Raw genomic sequence first — 23,671 nt, forward strand, 5'->3', positions numbered from 1 at the left:
AGAGTGTGACATATGACGTCCAAACGTCACAGCAGTGCGCCCACGCGGGTGGCCGACGACGTCCTGCTCGACGCCGCCCGCGACTGCGTGCTGGCCACCGGGGTGCGGCGCACGACGCTGACCGACGTCGCCCGCCGGGCCGAGGTCAGCCGGATGACGCTGTACCGGCGGTTCCCGGACGTGCGCAGCCTGCTGGCGGCCCTGATGACCAGGGAGTTCGGCCAGGCGCTCGCCCGCACCCAGGACTCGGTCGCCGACCGGCCCTCGGCCAGGGACCGGCTGGTGAGCGGCGCGGTCGCGGGGGTCCGGGCGATCGCCAACGACCCGCTGATGCGAACCGTGCTCGACCGCGACGGCGAACTGGTGCTGCCCTACGTGGTGTCCCGGCTGGGCAGCACGCAGCAGATCGCCGAGCGGTTCCTGCGCGCGCAGCTCGAGGCGGGCCACGCCGACGGCACCGTGCGCCGGGCCGACCCGCTGGTGCAGGCCAGGGCGCTGCTGCTGGTGGTGCAGTCGTTCGTGCTCTCGCACGTCCCGGCCACCGCCGACCTCGACCCCGAGGACCTGCTCGCCGAACTGGCCCACCTGCTGGAGACCACCCTCCGCCCCTGACCAGCCCACCGACCCCGACCAGGGAGTTCCCGTGCCCGAGCCCCGCACCGCCCTCAACGCCGCCCGCCGCGCCGCCGACCTGGCCGCGCTCGCCGGGGGTGAGGTGGTCGACCTGCTGGTGGTCGGCGGCGGGGTCACCGGCGCCGGGGTGGCGCTGGACGCGGCGGCGCGCGGGCTGAGCGTGGCCCTGCTGGAGGCCCAGGACCTCGCGCACGGGACCTCCCGCTGGTCGAGCAAGCTCGTCCACGGCGGCCTGCGCTACCTGGCGAAGGGCGACGTCGGGCTGGTCAGGGAGAGCGCGGTCGAGCGCGGGGTGCTGATGACCACCACCGCCCCGCACCTGACCCGGGCGCTGCCGCAGCTCATCCCGCTGCACCGCCCGACCACCGGCCGGGACGCGGCGCTGACCCTGTCCGGCCTGCTGGCGGGCGACGCCCTGCGCCGCTCGGCGGGCACCCCGTCGGCGCTGCTGCCCCGCCCGCGCCGGGTGTCGGCACCGGAGGCGCTGGCCCTGGTGCCGGGCCTGCGCCGCGACGGCCTGCGCGGCGGGCTGCTGTCGTTCGACGGGCAGCTCGTCGACGACGCCCGGCTGGTGGTGGCGCTGGCCAGGACCGCGGCGGGCCTGGGTGCGCGGGTGCTCACGCGGGCGCGCGTGACCGCGCTGACCGGCACCGGCGCCGCGGTGACCGACGCCCTCACCGACTCGCCGTTCGAGGTGCGGGCCCGCGCGGTGGTCAACGCGACGGGCGTCTGGGCGGGCACGCTCGTCGACGAGGTCACCCTGCGCCCCTCGCGCGGCACCCACCTGGTGCTCGACGCGCGGGCGGCGGGGCTGACCGGGTCGGCGCTGATGGTGCCGATCTCCCTGGGCCGGTACGCGCTGCTGCTGCCCCAGCCCGACGGCCGCGCCTACCTGGGGCTGACCGACGAGCCGGTGGACGGCCCGATCCCGGACGTGCCGACGGTCCCGCAGTCCGATGTGGACCTCCTGCTCGACGTCGCGGGTTCCGCCCTGGCCACCCCGCTGCGCCGGGCCGACGTGCTCGGGTCGTTCGCCGGGCTGCGCCCGCTGCTGCCCGCCACCGGCCGCAGCGCCGACCTGTCGCGCCACCACGCCGTGCTGACCTCCCGCGGCGGGGTGATCACGGTGGTGGGCGGCAAGCTGACCACCTACCGCAGGATGGCCGCCGACGCGGTCGACCGCGCGATCGCGCACGCGGGCCTCAACGCCGGTCCCAGCACCACCGCGACCCTCCCGCTGGTCGGCGCCGCCCCGCGCACCGTTCTGTCCACACTGGACGCACCGGGGCACCTGGTGGAGCGGTACGGCACCGAGGCCCCGGTCGTGCACGCCCTGGGTGAGCTGGACCCCGACCTGGCCGCGCCGATCGCGCACCGCACCACCGCCGCCGAGGTCGTCTGGGCCGTCCGCAACGAGGGCGCCCTCACCGCGGCCGACGTCCTGGAGCGCCGCACCCGCCTCGCCCTCGTCCCGGCCGACGCCGAGGCCGCCGCCCCCGCGGTCACCTCGCTCGTCGACCGCGCCCTGGCGGGCCTCACCAGCGCGGTCTAGACGCGGAAGAGGCCGCCTCCCAACGGGAAGCGGCCTCTCCGGCGTGCTGCGGCCTCAGGCCTGGATGGTCATCTTGTCGTCGCCGGAATTCAGCGCCTCCAGCAGGACCATGATCGAACCCCACTCCTGGAGGATGTGCCGCACACCCGCCAGCATGTTGTCGATCGGCTCCCAGATGTTGCCGTGACCGGGGACCTGGTGCTGCTGGAACTGCGAGTCGGTCACCTGGAGCATCCCCTTGGGCGGGTTGCCGTCGGTGGCGCCGGGGCCGGACAGGTCGACCGCGTGCGGGTTGCCGCCGGAGGCGCGGTCGACGATCTGCGCGATCTGGCCCGCGTCGATCTTCGCCGGGTCGACGCCGTGGTTGATCAGGATCTCCACCGCGGAGCCGATCCAGCGGGCCCGGTCCACCATGGACGCCGGGGCGCCGGGGGTGGGCGGCGGGCCGGAGGGGCCCCAGCCGCCGGGCGGGGTCACCTGCCCCGGGACGCCGGTGGTCGGCACGCCGGGGTTGGTGTACGGGGAACCGCCGGTCGGCTGCTGGTAACCGCCGTAGGACGGGATGCTCGGCTGCTGCCCGTAGCTCGGCTGCTGGTGGGAGCCGCCGCCGGTGGGCTGCTGGTAGCCGCCGTACGAGGGTGCGGGGGTCTGGCCGTAGTTGGCGGGGTTGGTCTGCCCGCCGCCCGGCTGCTGGTACCCGCCGTAGCCCGGGGCGGGGCGCTGGCCGTAGTTCGCGGTGTTCTGCTGACCGCCCGGCAGCGGCTGGTAGCCGCCGTAGCCGGGCACCTGGCCCTGGTTGTAGTTGGCCTGGTTGGTCTGCCCGTTGTTGCTGTACTGGGTGTTCGCCGCGGTGTCGAGCTGACCGGGGTTGACCTGCGGCGCCTGCGTGGTGGCGGCCGGGGCGGTGCCCGCGGCCTTGCCGCCGATGGTCGCCAGGAGCTGCTTGACCGCCTTGGCGAGCTGCACGATCTTCTGCACGGCCTGCATGATCTTCTGCAGCGAGGAGACGAACTTCTGGATCTTCGAGGCGATCTTCTGCGCGGTCTGCACGGCCTCGGCGATCGAGCGGGCGATGCCCTCGGCGATGCTGGCGCCGAAGCTCAGCCACGCCTTGGCCAGCGCCTCGATGATGATCTGGATGACCTTCATGACGCACTTGTTGATGAAGTCCAGCACCGTCTTGCGGACCTCGGCGAGCAGTTGGCCCGCGCCCTTGATGGTCTCGCCGATGGCCTTGCTGACCTCGGCGAGCGCGTCGAGCCCCTGCGCCTGGGTGGCGGCGGCCTTGCGGTAGCCGTCGGCGGCGACGCCGGTCCAGTTGCCGGTCTCCTTCACCGACGCCTGCCGCAACTGCTCGGCGGTCTGGGTGAGCTGCGAGCCGGTCTTGCCCCAACCCGACGAGCTGCCCAGGATCGACTCGGCGCTGCCGAACAACGCCTCGAACGGCTTCCGCAGGAACGAGATGTGCTGGATGATCCAGCCGAACCCGGCGCTGCCCGCGGCCGAGAGCGGGTCGCCCGCGATGCCGATGACGTCCATCGCCACGTTGGTGATGGACATGCCCGCCTCGAGCCAGTCCCCGCGCTCGATGGCCGACTTCACGCTGGTGATGTCGTTGGTGATGTTCTGCGCGCCCTGCTCGGCGGTGCGCGGGCCGGAGGCGGTCGGGGTGGTCTGGGTGGTGCTGGTCATCCGGCGCCTCACAGCCTTCCGGCGAACGTGTTCGCGTTCGCCGAGTCGATGTCCTGGTACTCCTTGGCGACGGCCTCGATGCCCTTGCGGACGTCGTCGACCGCGGTGGCGACCTTGGTGATGCCCTGCACCACGTCACCGCAGGCACCGAGGATGGCCTGGGCGAAGAACTGCCCGATCATCCCGAAGGCGTCCCCGGAGACGGCCTGCGCCGACCCGGTGGCGGCGTTCACCTGGGAGGAGATGGTCGCCACGGTCGCGGCGTGCTTCACCAGCTCCTGCACGTTGACGTTGAAACCTGTGCCCATCGGATTCCGCCCTGTTCTAGTTGACGACTTCGGGTGGGTTGTCGAAGTATTCGTCGTCGGACCGGTCGTCGCGCCCGCGGCGGACCGGTCGACCGGTGTCCTCGGCGTCCCCGGCGTAGCCCTCGGGCATGCTCGCCTTCACGACGTCGAGCGCCGGGCTGTCGCCCACCAGGCCCTCCATGGCCGCCAGCACCTGCGCGCTCGCGTCGCGCTGCGCCTGCCGGGTGACCTCCAGGATCTGCCGGGCCAGGTGCTCGGGCTCCAGCTCGCGGACCCCCTGGCGCAGGACGAGGCCGGTGGTGACCCCGTTGGCGCTGACCCGCACGGAGATCTCCCCGTCGGAGGAGGTGGCCGCACCGCCCACCTCGCGCAGCGCCTTCTCGGTCTTGGCCGCCCGCGCCGCCACCGCCTGCAGCTCGTCGTTGTACTGCGCGAGCCACTGTTCAGGATTCATCCTGATCTCTCCAATGGTCCTACCCGGATCATCCGCCCATCTTTGACGGAGCATCCTCTGATCGGTTCCCGGCCGGGAGGGAAACGCCCAACTCGTTTGCGGTCGCACCGGCCGGCCGGTGCCCACCCGCCCCCGACGGGGATACTGGGGCAGGACGGGACCGGGTGGGAGGGGGTCGCCAGTGCTCGCAGCCGACGGCGCCACCGGCCTCGTGGTCGACCGCGTGTGCAAGCGCTTCGGCACCCGCACCGCCTGCGACGACCTCACCCTGCGGGTCGACCGCGGCGAGGTGTTCGGCTTCGTCGGCGGCAACGGCGCGGGCAAGACCACAGCCATGCGGATCGTGCTGGGCGTGCTGCCCGCCGACTCCGGCCGGGTCACCTGGGCGGGCGAACCGATCACCCCGGCCCGCCGCGCCCGCTTCGGCTACCTCCCGGAGGAACGCGGCCTCTACCCGCGGATGCGCGTCCTCGACCACCTGGTCTACCTGGCCGAACTGCACGGCCTGCCGGTCGACGACGCCCACCGCGCCGCCGAGTACTGGATCGCCCGCCTCGGCCTGCGCCCGCACCGCGAGCAGGAGGTCCAGCGGCTGAGCCTGGGCAACCAGCAGCGCGTGCAGCTTGCCGCCGCACTGGTGCACGGCCCGGAGCTGCTGGTCCTCGACGAACCGTTCTCCGGGCTGGACCCGACCGCGGTGGACGTCCTGGCGGGGGTGCTGCGCGACCAGGCGGCGCGCGGGGTGCCGGTGCTGTTCTCCAGCCACCAGCTCGACCTGGTGGAACGGCTGTGCGACCGGGTGGGCATCATCCGCGCGGGCCGGGTGGTGGCCACGGGGACGGTCGGGGAACTGCGCGCGGGCAGCGGCACCACCCTGGTCGTGGACGCGCCCGGCGCGGCGGCGGGCTGGGCCGACCGGCTGCCGGGGGTGCGGGTGCTGGCGGTGGCCGGGAGCCGGACGACGCTGCGGCTGGCCGAGGGGGCGGACGACCAGCCGGTCCTGGCCGCGGCACTGGCCACCGGACCGGTCCGGGAGTTCCGCCGCGACCGGCCGGGCCTGGCGGAGCTGTACCGGGACGTGCTGGGGCGAACCGACCCGGCGGCCCCGGGTGGCGGAGTGGGCGCGGCCAGCGGGGCGGGCACGGGTGACGGCACGGGCGCGGGCCGCGTGGCGAGCGCGGCAGGCGCCAGCGGCGCGACAAGCGCGGGTGGCGCGGCGAGCCCGGGTGGGGGAACGCGGTGGCCCGGGGCCGATCAGGACATCGGGTGGCCCGCGAACGGTTCGTCCGAGCCCATCGACGCCGGGTACCGGGACGGCCCGCCCGGCGTGCCCGGGCAGGGCGCCGGCGGTCCGGGCGAGCGCGGCGGGTTCGACGACGGGGTGGGGCGGTCCGGGTGATGGCCAGGGCGGTGTGGGTGATCGCGCGGCGGGAGGTGCGGACCCGGCTGCGGGCGCGTTCGTTCCTGGTGGGCACGGCCGTGTCGGTGGTGGTGCTGGTCGCGTTCGTGCTGGTGCAGACGTCGCTGTTCGCGCGGCACACCGACACCAGGGTCGGGTTGTCCGGGCAGGCGACCGCGGTGGCGGAACCGTTGCGGGACGAGGCCCGGTCCCGTGGTCTGGCGGTCAGCACCAGCACCGTCCGCGACCCGGCCGAGGGCGCGGCCCAGGTGGCCGATGGCGACCTGGACGCCCTGGTGACCGGTGCCCCGGGCACCCTGCGCGTGCTGGTCCGCGACTCGGTCGACGAGAACCTGCGCGGCGCCCTGAACACCCTGGTCCAGAAGGAGGTCCTGCGCGGCCTCCTGGCCACCCTCGACGACGGGGCGAGCCCGGACGACCTGCTGGCCACCATGTCCGACGCCACGGTGGACGTGCACGCCCTGGCCGCCCCGGACCCCACCGGGGACCAGCGGCTGGCGGTGGCGCTGGTGCTGGTCGTGCTGCTGTACATGTCCCTGCTGCTGCACGGGACGATGGTGGCGCAGGGGGTGGTGGAGGAGAAGTCGAGCCGGGTCGTGGAGATCCTGCTGGCGGCGGTGCGCCCGTGGCAGTTGCTGCTGGGCAAGGTCGTCGGGCTGGGGTTGGTCGGGTTGGCCCAGTTGGCGGTGATCGGCGCGGCCGGGCTGGTCCTGGCCGCCACCGCGGGCGCCCTGACCATCCCCGCCGCCGCTGCGGGCACGCTCCTGTGGGGCCTGTTCTGGTACGTCCTGGGCTACCTGTTCTACGCGGCGGTCTTCGCGGCGGCGGGCTCGCTGGTGTCGCGGCAGGAGGAGACGCAGGCGGTCCTGCTGCCGGTCACCTCGGTGCTGGTGCTGACCTTCGTCCTCGCCTTCGGCCTGCTCACCCGCTCCCCCACCGGCACGGGGACCGCGGTGCTGTCGCTGCTGCCGCCGTTCGCGCCGATCCTCATGCCCGCCCGCCTGGCCCTCGGCACCGCCCCCGCCTGGCAGGTCCTCCTGGCCGCCGCCCTCCTGCTCGCCGCCGTCGCCGCCCTCGCCTGGCTCGGCGGCCGCGTCTACACCGGCGCCATCCTCCGCACCGACGGCCGCGTCAGGGTCCGCGACGCCCTGCGCGCCGGTTCCCGACCCTCCTGATCAGTCCACAGTAGAGGGACAGGGACGCCGGGGGCGAACGACAAGAGGGCCGCCCCGGATCTGGGGACGGCCCTCTCAGTGAGCTGCGGTTCAGCGCTCGGCGAGCGCCTTGTACTCGCGCTCGGTGTGCCCGGTGTAGACCTGCCGGGGGCGGCCGATCTTCGTGGCCGGGTCGTTGATCATCTCGCGCCAGTGGGCGATCCAGCCGGGGAGGCGGCCCAGGGCGAACAGCACGGTGAAGAACTTCGTCGGGAAGCCCATGGCCCGGTAGATCAGGCCGGTGTAGAAGTCGACGTTCGGGTAGAGCTTGCGCTCGACGAAGTAGTCGTCGGCGAGGGCGTGCTCCTCGAGCTGCTTGGCGATGTCGAGGAGGGAGTCGTCCACGCCGAGCTTGGCGAGGATGTCGTCGGCGGTCTTCTTGACGATGGCGGCGCGCGGGTCGTAGTTCTTGTAGACCCGGTGGCCGAAGCCCATCAGCTTGACGCCGTCCTCCTTGTTCTTCACCTTCTTCACGAAGGCGTCGACGTCGCCACCGCCCTGGTCGCGGATGCCGACCAGCATGTCCAGGACCGCGCTGTTGGCGCCGCCGTGCAGCGGGCCGAACAGGGCGTTGATGCCCGCGGAGATGCTGGCGAACAGGTTCGCCTCGGACGAGCCGACCAGCCGGACCGTCGAGGTGGAACAGTTCTGCTCGTGGTCGGCGTGCAGGATGAACAACTGGTCCAGCGCGCGTACCAGGGTGGGGTCGAGGTCGTAGGTCTCGGCCGGGAACCCGAAGGTCATCCGCAGGAAGTTCTCCACCAGCCCGAGGGAGTTGTCGGGGTAGAGGAACGGCTGGCCCACGGACTTCTTGTAGGCGTACGCGGCGATCGTCGGCAGCTTGGCCAGCAGCCGGATGGTGGAGATCTCCACCTGCTCGGAGTCGAACGGCTTGAGGCTGTCCTGGTAGAAAGTGGACAGCGCGGAAACGGCGGATGACAAGACCGGCATCGGGTGCGCGTCGCGCGGGAAGCCGTCGAAGAACCGCTTGAGGTCCTCGTGCAGCAGGGTGTGCCTGCTGATCTTGTGGGTGAAGTCCTCCAGCTCGGTCTTGCCCGGCAGCTCGCCGTAGATCAGCAGGTAGCTGACCTCCAGGAAGCTCGACTTCTCCGCGAGCTGTTCGATCGGGTAGCCGCGGTAGCGCAGGATGCCCGCGTCCCCGTCGATGTAGGTGATCGCCGAGGAGCACGACGCGGTGTTGACGAACCCGCTGTCGAGGGTCACCAGACCGGTCTTGGCCAGCAGCTTCCCCAGGTCGACGCCTGATGTGCCTTCCGTGGCGGTGACGATCGCCATCTCGTGCTCGCCACCGGGGTAGCGGAGGGCTGCGGATCGCGCGGACTGATCGGTGCCGGTGGGCACAGCGGTCCCGTCTGGCATGTGCAAGTACCTCTCACACTCGGACAGGGCGGTGATGACGGCCGAACCGGTGCGGCCCTGGTCGGGTGCGAACGCGGCTCGATGTCGCCGCAGCGCAGCACCGCCCCGTTGGGGTCCTGAGCTTCCTACGCTAGTGCTCGGGCCGCATTACGGACACCCGTACGCCGTGCTCGCGGGCGGTCTTGGGACACGTATCACAAGCGGTCACCCGATCAGCGGTCCGCCGGGCTGGCGAGGCCCCCGAGCAGCAGGTCCGCCAGGCCCGCGAAGGCGTCGGAGTCGGACACCCCCGCCCGCTCACCGACCACCCCGGCCTGGATGCCCTCGATCAACCAGCCCGCCATCTCCCCGACGAGCGGGGCGTGCACGTCGCGGAACAGCCCCTCGGTGACGCCCTCGGTGATGAACGCCCGGATGCGCGCGGCGGCGGCCTGGGCGTTGCGCCGGTAGACCTCGCGGGTGGGGGCGAAGTCGGACACGTCGGTGACGAACGCGACCGAGGCGACCCCCAGTTCCTCGGCGGCGCCGGAGAGGTAGACCGAGATCCGCTCGCGGGCGTCCGCCGCCGCCGAGACCCGCTTCTCGATGCGCTCGGTGGCCACCCGGAAGAACTGGCCGACCACCCGCAGCGCCAGTTGCTCCTTGCTGGGGGCCAGGGCGTAGAGGGTCGACTTCGAGCAGTGCAGCCGGGCGGCGAAGTCGTCGAGGGTGGCCTCGGCGAAGCCCTCGGCGAGGAACAGCGCCAGCAGTTCGTCCAGCAGCGCCGCCTGCCGGGCGGTGGGCGCGCGCCGGGTGGTACGGGTCATCTCCCCAGGTTATCGACAGGCGCCGAACCGGAGCAGTACTCTGGATGGCACGCCAGTACTGTTTTCAGTACCCAGTTCCGACCTGGAGGACCCGATGCCCGCCGACCGCCTCCTGCCCGACTCCGACGCCGAGGACCTGCTCAAGCTCGTCCGCGAGATCGCCCGCGAGGAGCTGGCGCCCGACGCGGCGAAGCACGAGGAGGCGGGGCAGTTCCCGCGCGAGCAGTTCCGCCTCTTGGGCCGCAGCGGCCTGCTGGGCCTGCCGTACGCCGAGCGGTGGGGCGGGGCGGACCTGTCCTACGAGGTGTACCTCCAGGTCGTGGAGGAGATCGCGGCCGCGTGGATGTCGGTCGGCGTCGGCCTGTCGGTGCACACCATGTCCTGCTGGGCCCTGGCGCAGCACGGCACCGACGAGCAGCGCGACCGGTTCCTGCCGGACATGCTCGGCGGCGACCTGCTCGGCGCGTACGCCCTGTCGGAGACCCACGCCGGGTCGGACGCGGCGGCGCTGAGCACCCGCGCCCGCCGCGACGGCGCCGAGTACACCGTGTCCGGCACCAAGGCCTGGATCACCCACGGCGGCGAGGCCGACTTCTACACCACCATGGTCCGCACCTCCGACGACGGACCCAGGGGCATCAGCTGCCTGCTCGTCGACGCCGCCACCCCCGGCCTGACCGCCGCCCCGCCCGAGCGCAAGATGGGCCTGACCGGCTCGACCACCGCGCAGGTGGTGTTCGACGGCGCCCGCGTCCCCGCCGACCGCCTGATCGGGGCCGAGGGCGACGGCCTGCGCTTCGCCCTGGACGCCCTCAACTCGGGGCGGCTCGGCATCGCCGCCTGCGCGGTCGGCCTGGCCCAGGCCGCACTGGACGAGGCGGTGGCCTACGCCAAGCAGCGCAGCCAGTTCGACCGCGCCATCGTCGACTTCCAGGGCGTGGAGTTCCTGCTGGCCGACATGGCCGCGGCCGTGGAGTCGGCCCGCGCCACCTACCTGGAGGCGGCCCGCAGGCGCGACCGAGGCCTGCCGTTCGTCCGCCAGGCCTCGATCGCCAAGCTGGTCGCCACCGACGCGGCCATGAAGGTCACCACCGACGCGGTGCAGGTCCTCGGCGGCGCCGGGTACACCAGGGACTTCCCGGTGGAGCGCTTCATGCGGGAGGCCAAGGTGACCCAGATCTTCGAGGGCACCAACCAGATCCAGCGGGTGGTGATCGCCCGGCAGCTCAAGCGGTCGTAAACTGGCCGGCCCCCTAACGCGCCCGAGGAACAGGACGACACAACGCCATGCGGAATTCCGTCCTGCCCCCCGACCCGGGGGTGAACGCCGTGCGCCTGACCGAGAGCGTGGTGGACGTCCTGGCCCGCCTCCCGACGATCGAGGGCCCCGACCGCCGGGCCGCCGACACCCTGTTCGACCTGGTCATCGGCCGCCTGCGGCACGCCCGCGCGACCGGCACCTACGACGTGTTCGAAGCCGATCCCCAGTCCCCCCGCCGCCGGGCGGCCCTGGCGGAGGTCCTCGACCGGCAGTTCAGCACCGACCCCGCCTTCCGGGCGTCGGTCGCCGCCCTGGTCCCCGCGGCCGAACCCGAGGAACCGGAAACCCCCCGGCGCCCGACCCTGCGCATCCTGGTCGCCGGGACCGTCGCGGCGGTCGTGCTGGGGATCGGGGGCGCGACCCTGGCCACCACCGTGCTCTCCGAGGACCCCCGCGACGGGACGACCCCCTGCCGGACCTTCTTCGTCCTCACGGAACCGGAGCAGCGGGCACTGCTGGTCGAGGCCCACCGCGCCCACGGCCACCCGGAGGAGGCCCAGGGGATGTACGCGGTCGCCAGCGTCCTCTACAACTGCGGCAGGCGCCCCGACAGCACCGTGGGCGAGATAGTCGACCTGGCCCACTGACCGCTCGCGGGGCGCCCGGACGACGGGCACCCCGCGAACGGGCCGTCAGCCCTCGCTGTAGTAGGGGTTCTCGGTCACGCCCACCCCGCTGCCCTCGTCGAACCGGTAGACCTGCCGCCCGTTGACGAACACCCGCAGCGCGCGGCTCATCACGTCCAGCGGGTCCCCGGACCAGATCACCACGTCGGCGTCGAGCCCGGGCTTCAACGCCCCGACCCGGTCGTCGAGCCCCAGCATCTCGGCGGGGTTGACCGTGATCGACCGCAGCCCGGTCTCCTCGTCCAGCCCCTCCTTCACCGCCAGCGTCACCTGGTGCACCAGGAAGTTGATCGGCACCACCGGGTGGTCGGTCGTGATGGCGATGCGCACCCCGGCCCGCGCCAGGACGCCCGGGTTGCGCAGGGTCCGCCGCCGAAGCTCCACTTTGGACCGCGAGGTGAACAGCGGGCCGATCACCACCGGGATGTCGCGCTCGGCGATGAGGTCCGCCAGCAGGTGCGCCTCGGTGCCGTGGTTGAGCACCAGCCGGTAGCCGAACTCCTCGGCCAGCCGCAGGGCCGTGGCGATGTCGTCGGCGCGGTGCGCGTGCTGGCACCACGGCAGTTCGCCGTCGAGCACCCGCACCAGCGCCTCGCACGTCAGGTCCCGGTCGAACGGGCCCTCCGCGGCGTCGCGGCGCGCCTTGTAGTCCTGCGCCTTGGTCAGCGCGTCGCGGATGACGGCGGCGACGCCCAAGCGGGTCGACGGCATGGTCTTCTTCTCGCCGTAGACGCGCTTGGGGTTCTCGCCGAGCGCGCTCTTCATGCTCACCGGGTCGCGCAGGACCATCTCGTCGGCGGTGCGGCCCCACGGCTTCACCGCGACGGTCTGGCCGCCGATCACGTTGCCCGACCCCGGTTTCACCACGATCGTGGTGACACCGCCCGCGAGCGCGTCGCGGAAGCCCTCGTCGTCGGGGTTGATGCCGTCGAGGGCCTTGACCCTGGCGGTCACCGGGTCCGTCATCTCGTTGGTGTCCTGGCCCGCCCAGCCCTCGGCCTCCTCGTGCACGCCGAGGTGGCCGTGCGCCTCGACGAAGCCGGGCAGCACCCAGGACCCGGACGCGTCGACGACCTCGGCGTCGTCGGGGACGTCCACCTCCGCCGCCGGGCCGACCGCGACGATCTTGCCGCCGTCGATCAGGACCGTGCCGCCGTGGATGGGAGTACCCTCCACCGGAACCACATAACCGCCTGTCACCGCGATAGTCACGAGACCGACCTCATCCCCCACGAACCGGTCCAGCCGTCCCCCGGCGCGACGGTCAGCAGGTCGGTGCCGGAGTTCAGCGCGTCCGGCGGGCAGGTCATCGGCTCGATCGCCACGGCCCGGCCGGGGCGGCCGGGGAAGGAGTCCGGCGTGTAGACCTGCACCCAGCCGAACACCGGGTCGGCCCACACCTCCACGCCGCCGCCGGGTCCGGTCAGGGAGTGGTGGACCAGGCCGTCGGGGCCGGGTTCGCAGCCGCCGAACGCGTCGTCGAGGGTGAGCGAGCGCAGCGGGACGCCCGCGGCGAAGTCGTGCTCGGTGATCGGGGTGGCGGGGCCGGAGGGGACCATCTTCTCCGGGTCCAGCGGCAGGTGGGTGGTCGCGGCGAGGCGCAGCACGCAGTCGTCCACGTCGAGGGCGCCGGGGCGCGGGTAGGGGTGGGCGCCGACGCCGAAGGGCATGGGGTCGGCGCACAGGTTGCGCACCCCGTGGGTGACGGTCAGGCCGTTGTCGTCCACCAGGTAGGTCATCGTCGCCTCGAAGGTGAACGGCCACCCCGGGCGGCGGTCCACCACGACCGAGAGGGTCACCGAGTCCTCGGTGCGCTCGCCCGCGGTCCACAGCTCCTTGCGCACCAGGCCGTGACTGGCGTTGCCGCGCTCGGGTTCGGTGACGTTGAGGTGCTGCACCACCCCCTCCAGCGGCCAGGTCGCCCCCGCCACCCGGTTGGGCCAGGGCACCAGCACCGCGCCCGCGCCCATCGGCGCGGGCTCACCCGCGTCGAAGGTCTCGGCGTACGCGACCCCGCCCAGCTCCAGCACGCGCAGCGTGGCGCCCACTTCCGAGATGACGGCGCGGGCCCGGCCCGAACGGATCTCCCACTGCTCAGCGTTCATGGTCCAGAGCCTAACGGCCTCCCGCTACTCACTAGACCGGTCTGTATAGTACGGCTCGTGGCCCCACGATCCGACACCCGCGACCGGACGCTGCGCACCGCGGTCGAGCTGTTCCGCGCCCGCGGCTACCACGGCACCGGCCTCAACCAGGTGCTCAGCGAGGGCGGCCTGCCCAAGGGCTCGCTCTACTTCCACTTCCCCGGCGGCAAGGAGCAACTCGCCGCCGAGGCGGCGGCCCTCGCGGGCGAGCAGTTCCGCGCCGAGATGGCGGAGGCGCTGGCGACGGCCGAAGACCCGGCAGCCGGGCTCTCCGCGATCATCGATCACCTGATCGAGCGAATGACGGCGTCCGACTTCACCCTCGGCTGTCCCGTTGGGACAATCGCCCAGGACGCCGACGCCGACCGGGTGCGCGAGGCGTGCGCGCGAGCCTTCGCGGGGTGGCACGACCTGCTCGCCGAACACCTGCGCCACCACGGTTTCGGCGACCGCTCCGTCGACCTCGCCACCACCCTGCTCGCACTGGTCGAGGGCGCGCAGTTGCTCGCCCGCACCTGCCGCGACACCGCCCCCCTGCGCGCGGTCGCCGCGACCGCGCGGCACCTGCTGGAAAGGCACTGAACATGCGCGTGCACCACCTGGACTGCGGTCCGATGCGCCCCCTCGGCGGCAGCCTGGTCGACGGCCGCCCCGGCCTGCTCCGCCCGGCCGAGCTGTGCTGCCACGTCCTGCTGGTGGAGTCCGCCGACGGCCTGGTCCTGGTCGACTCCGGCTTCTCCCGCGCCGACCTGACCAACCCGCGCGCCACCCTGCCCCCGCCGTTCCTGCTGGTGGCCCGCCCCAGGCTGGACCCGGCGGTGACGGCGTTCGAACAGCTCAAGGCCCTCGGCCACGACCCGGCCGACGTCCGCCACATCATCCTGACCCACCTCGACCTCGACCACGTCGGCGGCATCTCCGACTTCCCCGAGGCGGCGGTCCACGTCCACGGCCCCGAGTTCCGCGCCGCGATGGACCCCCGCACCGCCGCGGAGAAGACCCGCTACCGCAAGGCCCAGTGGGCCCACGGCCCGAAGTGGCAGGTCCACGAACCCACCGGCGGCGACCGCTGGTTCGGCCTGGAGTCGGTCCGCCCCCTCCCCGACCTCCCCGAGGACGACTTCCTGCTCATCCCCCTCCCCGGCCACACCCGCGGCCACGCGGGCGTCGCCGTCCGCACCGATTCAGGCTGGCTCCTGCACGCGGGCGACGCCTACTTCCACCGCGACCAGCTCAACCCCACCCCGTCGATCCCCCCGCTGCTCAAGGCGTTCGAGGCCCAAGCCCAGACGATCGCCGAAACCCGCCTGGCCAACCAGCAACGCCTCCGCGAACTACACCGCGACAACGACAACATCACCGTCTTCTCCGCCCACGACAACACCGAACTGACCCGCTTCACATCTTGAAACAAACCCCGGTCAAGCGGGGGAACACTGAATACCCGACCATGGGCGGGAACCACGCGGGGAGGGCTTGGGCAATGGCGCGGTCATGGCAGGAGACGCGAGCCGACAAGGCGCGCATCGATGCGGCGAGCGGGCGGGATGTGGACCGGGCGCGGGCGGTGGCCCACGCGCGGACACAGGCGTACGTGGTCGGTTTCGAGTTGTCCCGGCTGCGCGGGGAAGCCGGGCTCTCGCAGGCCGAGGCGGCTGAGCGCTCAGCCCCCGGGGACAACCCGGCGGCTGAGCGGTGATCACCCGGACGACTGCGCCGCGCCCGACCGCACCCGCCCCAGCACCAACCGGTTGAGCAGGTAGAGCACCACCCCGACCGCCAGCAGGACCGCCGCGATCGCGTACTCGCGCCCCGGCCGCCCCGACAGCGGGCTGGCCAGGTACGCGCACGTGACGGCGCCGATGACCGGCAGCGCCGTCGGCGCGCGGAAGTGCTGGTGCTCCACCGGGTCGCGGCGCAGGACCAGGACGGCGACGTTGACCAGGGTGAAGACGACGAGCAGCAGCAGCGAGGTGGTGCCGCCCAGGTCGTTGATGTTCACCGTGGCGACCAGCACGGCGGCGATGGCGGTGGTGAAGGCGATGGCTACCCACGGGGTGCGGCGGCCGGGGTGCACGGTGCCGAAGAACGGGGGGATGATCCGCTCGCGGGCCATGCCGTAGACGAGGCGGCTGGCCATCAGCATGTTGATCAGGGCGGAGTTGACGACCGCCAGCAGGCCGATCAGCGCGAACACCCACAGGGGGAAGCCCGGGGCGCCCACCGACAGCACCCGCAGCAGCGCGTCGCTGCCCGCCGAGGACAGTTCGTCGGCCGGGAGCAGCAGCGAGGACGTCAGGGCGACCAGCACGTAGACGGCCGCGGCGATGCCCATGCCGAGCAGCATGGCGCGGGGGAAGATGCGCACCGGTTCGCGGCACTCCTCGGCCATGTTGACCGAGTCCTCGAAGCCGACCATGGCGAAGAACGCCAGCGCGGTCGCGGAGGTGACGGCGATGAGCGGGGACTGGCCCGCGGTGTCGATCTGGGTCAGCCGGGCCGGGTCGCCCTGGCCGCCGCTGACCGCGTACACGCCGACCACGATGATGATCAGCAGGCCGGACAGCTCGATGAACGTCAGCACCACGTTGGCCCACAGCGACTCGGCGACGCCGCGGAAGTTGACCGCGGCGAGCAGGAGCACGAAGCCGACCGCGATCCACACCGTGGGGATCGTCAGCGAGTCGCCCATCAGCTTGCGCAGGTAGGTGTTGCCGAACGCCTGCGCCGCCGAGGCCGCGGAGGTGATCCCGGAGGACATGACCGCGAAGGCGACCATGAACGTCAGGAACTGGACCTTGAACGCCCGGTTGGCGTACAGCGCCGCCCCGGCCGCGCGCGGGTACTTGCCGACCAGCTCCAGGTAGCTGAACGCGGTCAGGAACGCCACCGCGAACGCGAGCAGGAACGGCAGCCACAGCGCTCCGCCGACCTTGCCCGCCACCGTCCCGGTGAGCGCGTAGACCCCGGTTCCGATGATGTCGCCGACCACGAACAGCAGCAGCAGCCCGGGGCCGATCACCCGCTTCAGCTCCGGCTGCCCGTCCGCCCCGACCTCCCGCGCGACCCCCGACTTGTCCGTCATGGGCGGAAAGTCTCCCAGGTCGCAGCGGGGGCGGCGGTCACGTTCGGGAAACGTCCGCCGTGAACCGGTAGCGCCAGAAGGCGGGGAGCGCGGCCACGGCGACCACGGTCAGCACGACCACCAGCAGCCCGCCGATGGTGACCGTCGCGGCGGTGCCGAACACGGCGCCGCCCCAGCCGTGCAGGACGTCGGCGATCCGCGGCCCGCCCGCCACCACGACGGTGAACACGCCCTGCATCCGTCCGCGCATCTCGTCGGTCGCCTCCGTTTGCAGGATCGAGCTGCGGTGCACGGCGCTGACCAGGTCGGACCCGCCCGCGATGGCCAGGAACAGCACCGCCAGCCACAGCGACGAGGTCAGCCCGGCCGCGGCGACCGCCAGGCCCCAGCCGCACACCGCCAGGGTGATCACCACGCCCTGCCGGGGCAGGCGGGCGAAGGAGCCGGAGAACAGGCCGAACACCACCGACCCGATCGGGATGGCCGCGTAGAGCAGGCCCAGCGCCACACCCCCGCCGGGCGGGTCGCCGAAGGTGCGCTCGGCCATCTCCGGGAACAGCGCCCTGGGCATCCCGGCGACCATGGCGATGATGTCGACCAGGAACGACACCAGCAGCAGCCTGCGCCCGACCAGGTAGCGGAACCCGGCGACGACGTCGGCGACGCCCGCGGTACGGGTGGAGCCCTCGCCGGGCGGGATCGGGGGCAGCCGCAGCACCCACGCCAGCGCGATCACCAGGGCGACCGTGTCGATCAGGTAGAGGGTGGACAGGCCGAGGACGGGGATCAGCGCCCCGGCGAGCAGCGGCCCGAACACGGTGCCGAAGGTGAACGTGGTGAAGCTCAGCGCGTTGGCGGGCGGGATGAGTTCCCTGGGCACCAGCCGGGCCACGGCGGCGCTGCGCGCGGGCGCGTTGACCGCCACGAACGCCTGCTGCACGCCGAGCAGCACCAGCACGAAGGTCACCGAGTCGAAGCCGAGGAACGCCTGCATCCAGAACAGCGCGGAGGTGACCGCGACGCCCAGGTTGCTCACCGCGATGACCTTGCGCCGGTCCAGGGCGTCGGCGATCGCCCCGCCCCACAGCCCGAACACCAGCAGCGGCACCAGCCCGACCGCGCCCGCGAGGCCCACGTAGGCCGACGAGCCGGTCAGGTCGAACACCTGCTTGGGCACGGCCACCGCGGTGAGCTGGCTGCCGACGGCGGTGACGACCGTGGAGAACCACAGCATCCGGTAGTCGCGCACGCGCAGCGGCCGGGTGTCGATGACGATCTTGCCGAGGGTGGTCCGCAGGCGACCGCGCGGTGGGACTCCGTTGCTCACGACAGAGAGCTTAGGCCAGCTAAGGATCTGCCCGCTGTGACGTCCGCGGCGCCGGGGAGGGGACCGTCAGGGGCCGAGGCGCTCGACCTTCCAGCCGCCGCGGGTGTTCTTGAAGCGCAGCCGGTCGTGCATCCGGTCGGCGCGGCCCTGCCAGAACTCGACCGTCTCGGGCTGGATGCGCCAGCCGCCCCAGTGCGGCGGGACGGGGATGGTCTCGGCGTCGGCGAACTGGCGCTCCACATTGGCCAGCGCCGACTCCAGGGTGCCGCGACCGCTGACCACGATGGACTGCGGCGAGGCCCAGGCGCCGAGCTGCGAGCCGCGCGGCCGCTGCGCCCAGTAGGCGGCGGTCTCGGCACTGCGTACCTTCTCCACGGTCCCGCGTACCGTCACCTGCCGCTGCAGGCCGTACCAGGGGAAGGTGGCCGAGGCGTAGCGGGTGGCGAGCAGGTCGTGGCTCTTGGCCGAGGTGTAGTTGGTGAAGAAGACCACACCGCGCTCGTCGAGGCCCTTGGCCAGGACGGTGCGCGAGGACGGCATCCCGTCACTGCCCGCGGTGGCCAGCACCATGGCGTTCGCGTCCGGCAGGCCCTGGGAGGCGGCCTCGTCGAGCCACCGCTGCAACTGCTCGTGCCAGGTCGGCAGCAGTTCGGACTCGCCCAGCGTGCCGCCCTCGTAGGCGACCCGCATGGTCGGGAGCTTCAGGGCGATGTCACCGTCAGGCATCGTGTTCTCCTCGCAAGTGGCGCGCCGGGATCACCTCGCAACCTGAAAGGTACGGGGATTCCCGGTGAACGGAAACCGCTCGAAAGGTGACCACGACCACCGAATCCTTGCCCCCGAACCGGGTTCGTCACCCACCGTGGGCGTCGGGTCGTCTGGATCGGTTCACTGGATCGTGACACATCCCACCAGAGTGAACGATTGCTAACGAGCGGAGTAGAGAGGAAAGTTTTTTCCAGCCGTGCAGTGGTGCCCGGCGCCGGTGACCTGCCACGAAGCTGCCCCTGGTGCTGTCGCGACCGCTGCGGGCGAACCGTCACGCACATGGCGCTGGAAGGGCTGAGCAGAGATGACACACGCGGTGCAGGACAAATCGGCGCACAACCCGGCGGCCGAACCAGACGACGGCTTCCGCCCCGGGCTGGAGGGTGTGGTCGCGTTCCACACCGAGATCGCCGAGCCTGACCGCGACGGCGGTTCGCTGCGCTACCGGGGCGTCGACATCGAGGACCTCGCGGGCAAGGTGACCTTCGGCAACGTGTGGGCGCTGCTGGTCGACGGCCGCTTCGGCCCCGGCCTGCCCCCGGCCGAGCCGTTCCCGCTGCCGGTGCACTCCGGCGACGTCCGGGTCGACGTGCAGGCCGGGCTGGCCATGCTGGCCCCCATCTGGGGCTACCGGCCGCTGCTCGACATCACCGACGACGAGGCCCGCGAGCAGCTCGCCCGCGCCTCGGTCATGGCACTGTCCTATGTGGCCCAGTCCGCCCGCGGCATCCACCAGCCCGCGGTCCCGCAGCGGCGCATCGACGAGGCGGGCACCATCACCGAGCGGTTCATGACCCGCTGGCGCGGCGAGCCCGACCCCCGGCACGTCGCCGCCATCGACGCCTACTGGGTCTCCGCCGCCGAGCACGGCCTCAACGCCTCCACCTTCACCGCCAGGGTGATCGCCTCCACCGGCGCCGACGTGGCCGCGGCCATGTCCGGGGCCATCGGCGCCATGTCCGGCCCGCTGCACGGCGGCGCCCCGGCCCGGGTGCTGCCGATGATCGAGGAGGTCGAGCGCAGCGGCGACGCCCGCGGCTTCGTCAAGGGCCTGCTCGACCGCAAGGAGCGGATGATGGGCTTCGGCCACCGGGTCTACCGGGCCGAGGACCCGCGCGCCCGCGTGCTGCGCCGCACCGCCCAGGAACTGGGCGCGGCCCGCTACGAGGCCGCCGCCGCGCTGGAGCAGGCCGCGCTGGCGGAGCTGCGCGAGCGCCGCCCGGACCGCGCCATCGAGACGAACGTGGAGTTCTGGGCCGCGGTCATCCTGGACTTCGCCGAGGTCCCGACGCACATGATGCCCGCGATGTTCACCTGCGCCCGCACCGCCGGGTGGTGCGCGCACATCATGGAGCAGAAGCGCACCGGCAAGCTGGTGCGCCCGGCCGCCAAGTACATCGGCCCGAGCCCGCGCAAGCCCGAGGACGTCGAGGGCTGGGACACCATCAACCACTAGTCCCCCCGCAGCGCAGCGCGAAGGCCGTCTCCCCACCCGGGGAGGCGGCCTTCGCCGTGCCCGGGGAATTATCGGATCACCTTATGCCCGACAATCTCCCCATGTTGCAGACCACTGAGTTCGCGTTGCTGCGCAGGCTCGCCACCGAGCAGGCGGCGAGCCGGGCCCCCTCCCTGGTGGCGGGGGTCGTCCGGGGCGACCGGCTCGTCTGGAGCGGCGGCCGCGGCAAGGTGGAGGGCAGGCCGCCGACGGCCGACACCCAGTACCGCATCGGGTCGATCACCAAGACCTTCATCGGCGCCCTGGTCATGCGCCTGCGCGACGAGGGCAGGCTCGACCTGAACGACCCGCTGGAGCGGCACGTGCCGGGCACGACCTTCGGCGGGGCCACGGTGGCGCAGTTGCTCGCGCACACCGCGGGCCTCACCTCCGAGTCCCCCGGCACCTGGTGGGAGCGCGCCGCGGGCGGCGACTGGGCCGCGCTCAACGCCAGCCTCGGCCCGGAGGCCACCAGGCACCGCCCCGGCGCCCGCTTCCACTACACCAACGTCGGCTTCGGCGTCCTCGGCGAACTCGTCGCCCGCCACCGCGGCACCGGCTGGTACGAGGCCCTGACCAGGGAGGTCCTCGAACCCCTCGGCATGGCCCGCACCACCCCGCACCCGCAGGCCGACGCGGCCACCGGCTGGGCGGTGCACCCCTACGCCGACGTCCTGCTGCACGAGCCCACCCCCGACGCGGGCGCGATGGCCCCCGCGGGCCAACTCTGGTCCACAGTGGACGACCTGGCCCGCTGGACCCGCTTCCTCGCGGGCGACACCGGCGACGTCCTGCACCCGGACACGGTCGCCGAGATGCGCGAACCCGCCCACGTCGAGGACGACGACACCTGGACCTCCGGCTACGGCCTGGGCCTGCAGACCATGCGGGTCAAGGGCAGGCGCCTGGCGGGCCACGGCGGCTCCATGCCCGGCTTCCTCGCCATGGTCCTCACCGACCCCGCCACCGGCACCGGCGCCCTCTGCCTGGCCAACAGCACCTCCGGCGTCGGCGTCGGCACCCTCGCCGCCGACCTGATCGACCTCGTCGAGCAGCACGAACCCGCCCTGCCCGCCGAGTGGGAACCGATGCCCGAGGTCGACCCGGCCCTGCTCGCCCTGACCGGCCAGTGGCACTGGGGCCCCACCCCGTACACCCTCAAGCTGCTGCCCGACCGCCTGCTCAACCTCGTCCCCACCTCGGGCCGAGGTCGGGCCTCCCGCTTCCGCCCCACAGCCGAAGACACCTGGCAGGGCCTCGACGGCTACTACGCGGGCGAAACCCTCACCCTGCACCGAACCCCGGACGGCACCCCCAGCCACCTCGACCTCGCTACCTTCATCTTCACCCGCGAGCCCTACGGCACCCCCGAAGCCATCCCCGGCGGCGTCGACAAGCACGGCTGGCGCCCCCGCCACCCCTGACCCGACACCGATCCACCACCCCCGAACCCGGCGGCCCGGCCACCCGCCAAACCAACGGCCGGGCGGCCGGCCACCCGGGGCCCACACCGCACAGCCGCCGACCACCCGACAAACCGTCGGCCCGGCTACCGACCACCCGACAAACCGGCGGCCGGGCGGGCCAGCCACCAGCCACCCGCCAGCCCGCCACCGCGAACCCCACCGGGCGCAGCGAAACCGACCACCCAACAAACCGCCGGCCCGGCGCCAGAATGCCCGGGTGGGTGGATGTGCTTGGGTGGGGGAAGCGATCATGTGCGAGCCTGCCTGGGCAGTGGGGCACTCTTTTCGCCCCACTCGGTCACACCGGGCGCATGATCGCTGTAGGGGCCCCGCCCAAGCAGATCCACCCACCCGGGCACGCCCAACAAACGACCGGACTTTGAAACCACGGCACGGCTGAGCAGATCCACCCGTGCACGCCCCCAAAACGACCGGGCCCTTGAACCACAGCCACGACTGAACAAGAAGTCCTGCCCACCCCCGCAGCCCGCGATCGACCGGATCGGGCGACCCCGAGGCCACCCCAGCCGAGTGGGACCACATGGTGGACGGGCCTAGGCTGGGTGCCGAAGCCCAACCGGCACGTTGAAAGGCGCAGAGATGACGCAGACCGCCGATCCGAGCACGCTGGAGCTCCCCGCGGAGCTCAAGCCGTCCGACGGCCGTTTCGGCTGCGGGCCGTCCAAGGTGCGCCCGGAGCAGTTGGCGGCGCTGGCCGCCGAGGGCGCGAAGCTGATGGGCACCTCGCACCGCCAGAAGCCGGTGAAGTCCCTGGTCGGCCGGGTGCGCGCGGGCCTGCGGGACCTGTTCTCCCTGCCCGAGGGGTACGAGGTGGTCCTGGGCAACGGTGGCACCACCGCGTTCTGGGATGCCGCCGCGTTCGGGCTGGTGCGGGAGCGCGCGCAGTTGTTCACCTACGGTGAGTTCTCCTCGAAGTTCGCCACCGTGAACAAGAAGGCCCCGTTCCTGGCCGACCCGATCGTGGTCAGCGCCGAGCCGGGCAGCGCCCCCGAGATCGCCTACGCCGAGGGTGCCGACCTGGTGGGGTGGGCGCACAACGAGACCTCGACGGGTGTGGCCGTGCCGGTCAGCAGGCCCGCCGGGTCCGACGGCGCGCTGGTGGCCATCGACGCCACCTCCGGCGCGGGGGGTCTGCCGGTCAAGGCCGAGGACTTCGACTGCTACTACTTCGCCCCGCAGAAGTCCTTCGCCTCCGACGGTGGCCTGTGGCTGGCGCTGATGAGCCCGGCGGCGCTGGAGCGGGTGGCCGAGATCGGCGCGACCGACCGGTTCATCCCGGAGTTCCTGTCGCTGACCACGGCGGTCGACAACTCGGTCAAGGACCAGACCTACAACACCCCGGCCGTGGCGACGCTGTTCCTGCTGGCCGAGCAGTTGGACTGGATGAACGGCAACGGTGGTCTCGACTGGACCACCGCGCGCACGAAGGACTCCTCGGACCGCCTGTACGGCTGGGCCGAGAAGACCTCGTACACCAGCCCGTACGTGGCCGACCCGGCGCACCGCTCCCAGGTCGTGGGCACGATCGACTTCGCCGACGGGGTCGACGCGGCGGCCGTGGCCAAGGCGCTGCGGGCGAACGGGATCGTGGACGTGGAGCCGTACCGCAAGCTGGGCCGCAACCAGTTGCGGGTGGCCATGTTCCCGGCCATCGAGCCGACCGATGTGACCACCCTCACCAACGCCATCGACTGGGTCGTCGAGCGCCTCGGCTGAGCCGTTCGGGCTAAACTGCCCGGGTGATCACCCCGGAGGGCCACCAACCGATCACTATCGGCGGTGGCCCTCCGGCGTGTCCACGCTGACACGCTCGCGAATGGGTGAACCGCGCCCCAATCGGGATGCGGCGGCCCCGGTGGATACGGCAAGATCACGAGTGGATGTCACGGGGATCGCGGCGCGCCTGGCGCGTCAGGCCGTACCGCCGATCTACCGTGGGACGCAGACGAGTGATTTCTG

Annotated in this window: 21 protein-coding genes and 1 pseudogene; 12 read left to right on the top strand and 10 right to left on the bottom strand. The window is 72.7% G+C overall.

The features are described from left to right. Positions 1-12 precede the first annotated feature (12 nt). Positions 13-612: a TetR/AcrR family transcriptional regulator gene (locus DFQ13_RS05810; protein ID WP_084176328.1), complete on the top strand. Its 600-nt coding sequence runs from the start codon at positions 13-15 to the stop codon at positions 610-612. Positions 613-643: 31 nt separating this feature from the next. Further along, entirely contained in the window at positions 644-2,185 is a 1,542-nt protein-coding gene (locus DFQ13_RS05815; protein ID WP_110079089.1) for a glycerol-3-phosphate dehydrogenase/oxidase, read from the top strand. A 54-nt stretch (positions 2,186-2,239) separates the two neighbouring features. Here the strand turns inward: DFQ13_RS05815 and DFQ13_RS05820 are convergent, their stop codons facing one another. Genes DFQ13_RS05820 through DFQ13_RS05830 form a run of 3 tightly spaced genes read right to left on the bottom strand, consistent with a single transcriptional unit; the run spans position 2,240 to position 4,639 of the window. After that, positions 2,240-3,877, bottom strand: coding sequence for an EspA/EspE family type VII secretion system effector (locus DFQ13_RS05820; protein WP_110079090.1), 1,638 nt, complete (start codon positions 3,875-3,877; stop codon positions 2,240-2,242). Between the two features lie 8 nt (positions 3,878-3,885). Beyond that, a complete protein-coding gene (locus DFQ13_RS05825; protein ID WP_035288383.1) occupies positions 3,886-4,185 on the bottom strand; it encodes a type VII secretion target in 300 nt (99 codons plus the stop codon). Between the two features lie 16 nt (positions 4,186-4,201). After that, the gene (locus DFQ13_RS05830) at positions 4,202-4,639 is read right to left on the bottom strand and encodes a YbaB/EbfC family nucleoid-associated protein (RefSeq protein WP_110079091.1); all 438 of its coding nucleotides are present in this window, start codon (positions 4,637-4,639) and stop codon (positions 4,202-4,204) included. A 181-nt stretch (positions 4,640-4,820) separates the two neighbouring features. Here DFQ13_RS05830 and DFQ13_RS05835 point away from each other — a divergent pair. After that, positions 4,821-5,744, top strand: a pseudogene (locus DFQ13_RS05835) (ABC transporter ATP-binding protein); the annotation flags it as partial. 293 nt (positions 5,745-6,037) lie between these two features. Continuing rightward, complete coding sequence (locus DFQ13_RS05840; RefSeq protein WP_110079314.1) at positions 6,038-7,234, top strand: ABC transporter permease; 1,197 nt, start codon at positions 6,038-6,040, stop codon at positions 7,232-7,234. Positions 7,235-7,324: 90 nt separating this feature from the next. Here DFQ13_RS05840 and DFQ13_RS05845 read toward each other — a convergent pair whose 3' ends face one another. Further along, positions 7,325-8,653 carry a citrate synthase gene (locus DFQ13_RS05845; RefSeq protein ID WP_110079093.1) on the bottom strand — a complete coding sequence of 443 codons (1,329 nt, stop codon included), beginning with the start codon at positions 8,651-8,653 and terminating at the stop codon, positions 7,325-7,327. A 212-nt stretch (positions 8,654-8,865) separates the two neighbouring features. Further along, a complete protein-coding gene (locus DFQ13_RS05850) occupies positions 8,866-9,459 on the bottom strand; it encodes a TetR/AcrR family transcriptional regulator (protein WP_110079094.1) in 594 nt (197 codons plus the stop codon). A gap of 94 nt (positions 9,460-9,553) precedes the next feature. On the opposite strand from DFQ13_RS05850, the gene DFQ13_RS05855 reads away from it, so the two are divergent. Continuing rightward, positions 9,554-10,699: an acyl-CoA dehydrogenase family protein gene (locus DFQ13_RS05855; protein ID WP_110079095.1), complete on the top strand. Its 1,146-nt coding sequence runs from the start codon at positions 9,554-9,556 to the stop codon at positions 10,697-10,699. A 47-nt stretch (positions 10,700-10,746) separates the two neighbouring features. After that, positions 10,747-11,367: a hypothetical protein gene (locus DFQ13_RS05860; RefSeq protein ID WP_110079096.1), complete on the top strand. Its 621-nt coding sequence runs from the start codon at positions 10,747-10,749 to the stop codon at positions 11,365-11,367. A gap of 45 nt (positions 11,368-11,412) precedes the next feature. Here the strand turns inward: DFQ13_RS05860 and DFQ13_RS05865 are convergent, their stop codons facing one another. Further along, positions 11,413-12,618: an amidohydrolase gene (locus tag DFQ13_RS05865; RefSeq protein ID WP_110079097.1), complete on the bottom strand. Its 1,206-nt coding sequence runs from the start codon at positions 12,616-12,618 to the stop codon at positions 11,413-11,415. Next, on the bottom strand, positions 12,615-13,511 hold the full coding sequence (locus tag DFQ13_RS05870) for an aldose 1-epimerase family protein (RefSeq protein WP_035288367.1): 897 nt from the start codon (positions 13,509-13,511) through the stop codon (positions 12,615-12,617). Before DFQ13_RS05870 ends, DFQ13_RS05865 begins: the two co-directional genes overlap by 4 nt. Positions 13,512-13,568: 57 nt before the next feature. Here DFQ13_RS05870 and DFQ13_RS05875 point away from each other — a divergent pair, with 57 nt between their 5' ends. From DFQ13_RS05875 to DFQ13_RS05885, 3 genes are all read left to right on the top strand, one after another. Further along, a complete protein-coding gene (locus tag DFQ13_RS05875; protein WP_110079098.1) occupies positions 13,569-14,132 on the top strand; it encodes a TetR/AcrR family transcriptional regulator in 564 nt (187 codons plus the stop codon). 2 nt (positions 14,133-14,134) lie between these two features. Further along, positions 14,135-14,959, top strand: coding sequence for an MBL fold metallo-hydrolase (locus DFQ13_RS05880; protein WP_110079099.1), 825 nt, complete (start codon positions 14,135-14,137; stop codon positions 14,957-14,959). A gap of 74 nt (positions 14,960-15,033) precedes the next feature. Further along, complete coding sequence (locus DFQ13_RS05885) at positions 15,034-15,249, top strand: hypothetical protein (RefSeq protein ID WP_052021887.1); 216 nt, start codon at positions 15,034-15,036, stop codon at positions 15,247-15,249. Here DFQ13_RS05885 and DFQ13_RS05890 read toward each other — a convergent pair whose 3' ends face one another. From DFQ13_RS05890 to pdxH, 3 genes are all read right to left on the bottom strand, one after another. Continuing rightward, on the bottom strand, positions 15,250-16,635 hold the full coding sequence (locus tag DFQ13_RS05890) for an APC family permease (RefSeq protein ID WP_110079100.1): 1,386 nt from the start codon (positions 16,633-16,635) through the stop codon (positions 15,250-15,252). A gap of 37 nt (positions 16,636-16,672) precedes the next feature. After that, positions 16,673-17,962 carry an MFS transporter gene (locus DFQ13_RS05895; RefSeq protein ID WP_233438275.1) on the bottom strand — a complete coding sequence of 430 codons (1,290 nt, stop codon included), beginning with the start codon at positions 17,960-17,962 and terminating at the stop codon, positions 16,673-16,675. A gap of 66 nt (positions 17,963-18,028) precedes the next feature. Then, positions 18,029-18,688 carry a pyridoxamine 5'-phosphate oxidase gene (pdxH, locus tag DFQ13_RS05900; RefSeq protein WP_110079101.1) on the bottom strand — a complete coding sequence of 220 codons (660 nt, stop codon included), beginning with the start codon at positions 18,686-18,688 and terminating at the stop codon, positions 18,029-18,031. A gap of 346 nt (positions 18,689-19,034) precedes the next feature. Here pdxH and DFQ13_RS05905 point away from each other — a divergent pair, with 346 nt between their 5' ends. The 3 genes from DFQ13_RS05905 (at position 19,035) to serC (ending at position 23,428) form a co-directional block, all read left to right on the top strand. Continuing rightward, positions 19,035-20,186: a citrate synthase 2 gene (locus DFQ13_RS05905; RefSeq protein ID WP_035288359.1), complete on the top strand. Its 1,152-nt coding sequence runs from the start codon at positions 19,035-19,037 to the stop codon at positions 20,184-20,186. Positions 20,187-20,287: 101 nt separating this feature from the next. Beyond that, on the top strand, positions 20,288-21,649 hold the full coding sequence (locus tag DFQ13_RS05910) for a serine hydrolase domain-containing protein (RefSeq protein WP_035288357.1): 1,362 nt from the start codon (positions 20,288-20,290) through the stop codon (positions 21,647-21,649). Between the two features lie 642 nt (positions 21,650-22,291). Beyond that, positions 22,292-23,428, top strand: coding sequence for a phosphoserine transaminase (gene serC, locus DFQ13_RS05915; RefSeq protein WP_110079102.1), 1,137 nt, complete (start codon positions 22,292-22,294; stop codon positions 23,426-23,428). Positions 23,429-23,671 lie beyond the last annotated feature (243 nt).

This window comes from Actinokineospora spheciospongiae (genome assembly GCF_003182415.1).
GTDB lineage: Bacteria > Actinomycetota > Actinomycetes > Mycobacteriales > Pseudonocardiaceae > Actinokineospora > Actinokineospora spheciospongiae.

Coding starts and splice junctions, on each gene's coding strand:
- DFQ13_RS05830 (WP_110079091.1), bottom strand. CDS start 4,639: ATGAATCCTGAACAGTGGCTCGCGCAGTACAACGACGAGCTGCAGGCG.
- DFQ13_RS05890 (WP_110079100.1), bottom strand. CDS start 16,635: ATGACGGACAAGTCGGGGGTCGCGCGGGAGGTCGGGGCGGACGGGCAG.
- DFQ13_RS05845 (WP_110079093.1), bottom strand. CDS start 8,653: ATGCCAGACGGGACCGCTGTGCCCACCGGCACCGATCAGTCCGCGCGA.
- DFQ13_RS05855 (WP_110079095.1), top strand. CDS start 9,554: ATGCCCGCCGACCGCCTCCTGCCCGACTCCGACGCCGAGGACCTGCTC.
- DFQ13_RS05825 (WP_035288383.1), bottom strand. CDS start 4,185: ATGGGCACAGGTTTCAACGTCAACGTGCAGGAGCTGGTGAAGCACGCC.
- DFQ13_RS05905 (WP_035288359.1), top strand. CDS start 19,035: ATGACACACGCGGTGCAGGACAAATCGGCGCACAACCCGGCGGCCGAA.
- DFQ13_RS05860 (WP_110079096.1), top strand. CDS start 10,747: ATGCGGAATTCCGTCCTGCCCCCCGACCCGGGGGTGAACGCCGTGCGC.
- DFQ13_RS05870 (WP_035288367.1), bottom strand. CDS start 13,511: ATGAACGCTGAGCAGTGGGAGATCCGTTCGGGCCGGGCCCGCGCCGTC.
- DFQ13_RS05910 (WP_035288357.1), top strand. CDS start 20,288: ATGTTGCAGACCACTGAGTTCGCGTTGCTGCGCAGGCTCGCCACCGAG.
- DFQ13_RS05840 (WP_110079314.1), top strand. CDS start 6,038: ATGGCCAGGGCGGTGTGGGTGATCGCGCGGCGGGAGGTGCGGACCCGG.
- DFQ13_RS05885 (WP_052021887.1), top strand. CDS start 15,034: ATGGCGCGGTCATGGCAGGAGACGCGAGCCGACAAGGCGCGCATCGAT.
- DFQ13_RS05880 (WP_110079099.1), top strand. CDS start 14,135: ATGCGCGTGCACCACCTGGACTGCGGTCCGATGCGCCCCCTCGGCGGC.
- pdxH (WP_110079101.1), bottom strand. CDS start 18,688: ATGCCTGACGGTGACATCGCCCTGAAGCTCCCGACCATGCGGGTCGCC.
- serC (WP_110079102.1), top strand. CDS start 22,292: ATGACGCAGACCGCCGATCCGAGCACGCTGGAGCTCCCCGCGGAGCTC.
- DFQ13_RS05850 (WP_110079094.1), bottom strand. CDS start 9,459: ATGACCCGTACCACCCGGCGCGCGCCCACCGCCCGGCAGGCGGCGCTG.
- DFQ13_RS05810 (WP_084176328.1), top strand. CDS start 13: ATGACGTCCAAACGTCACAGCAGTGCGCCCACGCGGGTGGCCGACGAC.
- DFQ13_RS05820 (WP_110079090.1), bottom strand. CDS start 3,877: ATGACCAGCACCACCCAGACCACCCCGACCGCCTCCGGCCCGCGCACC.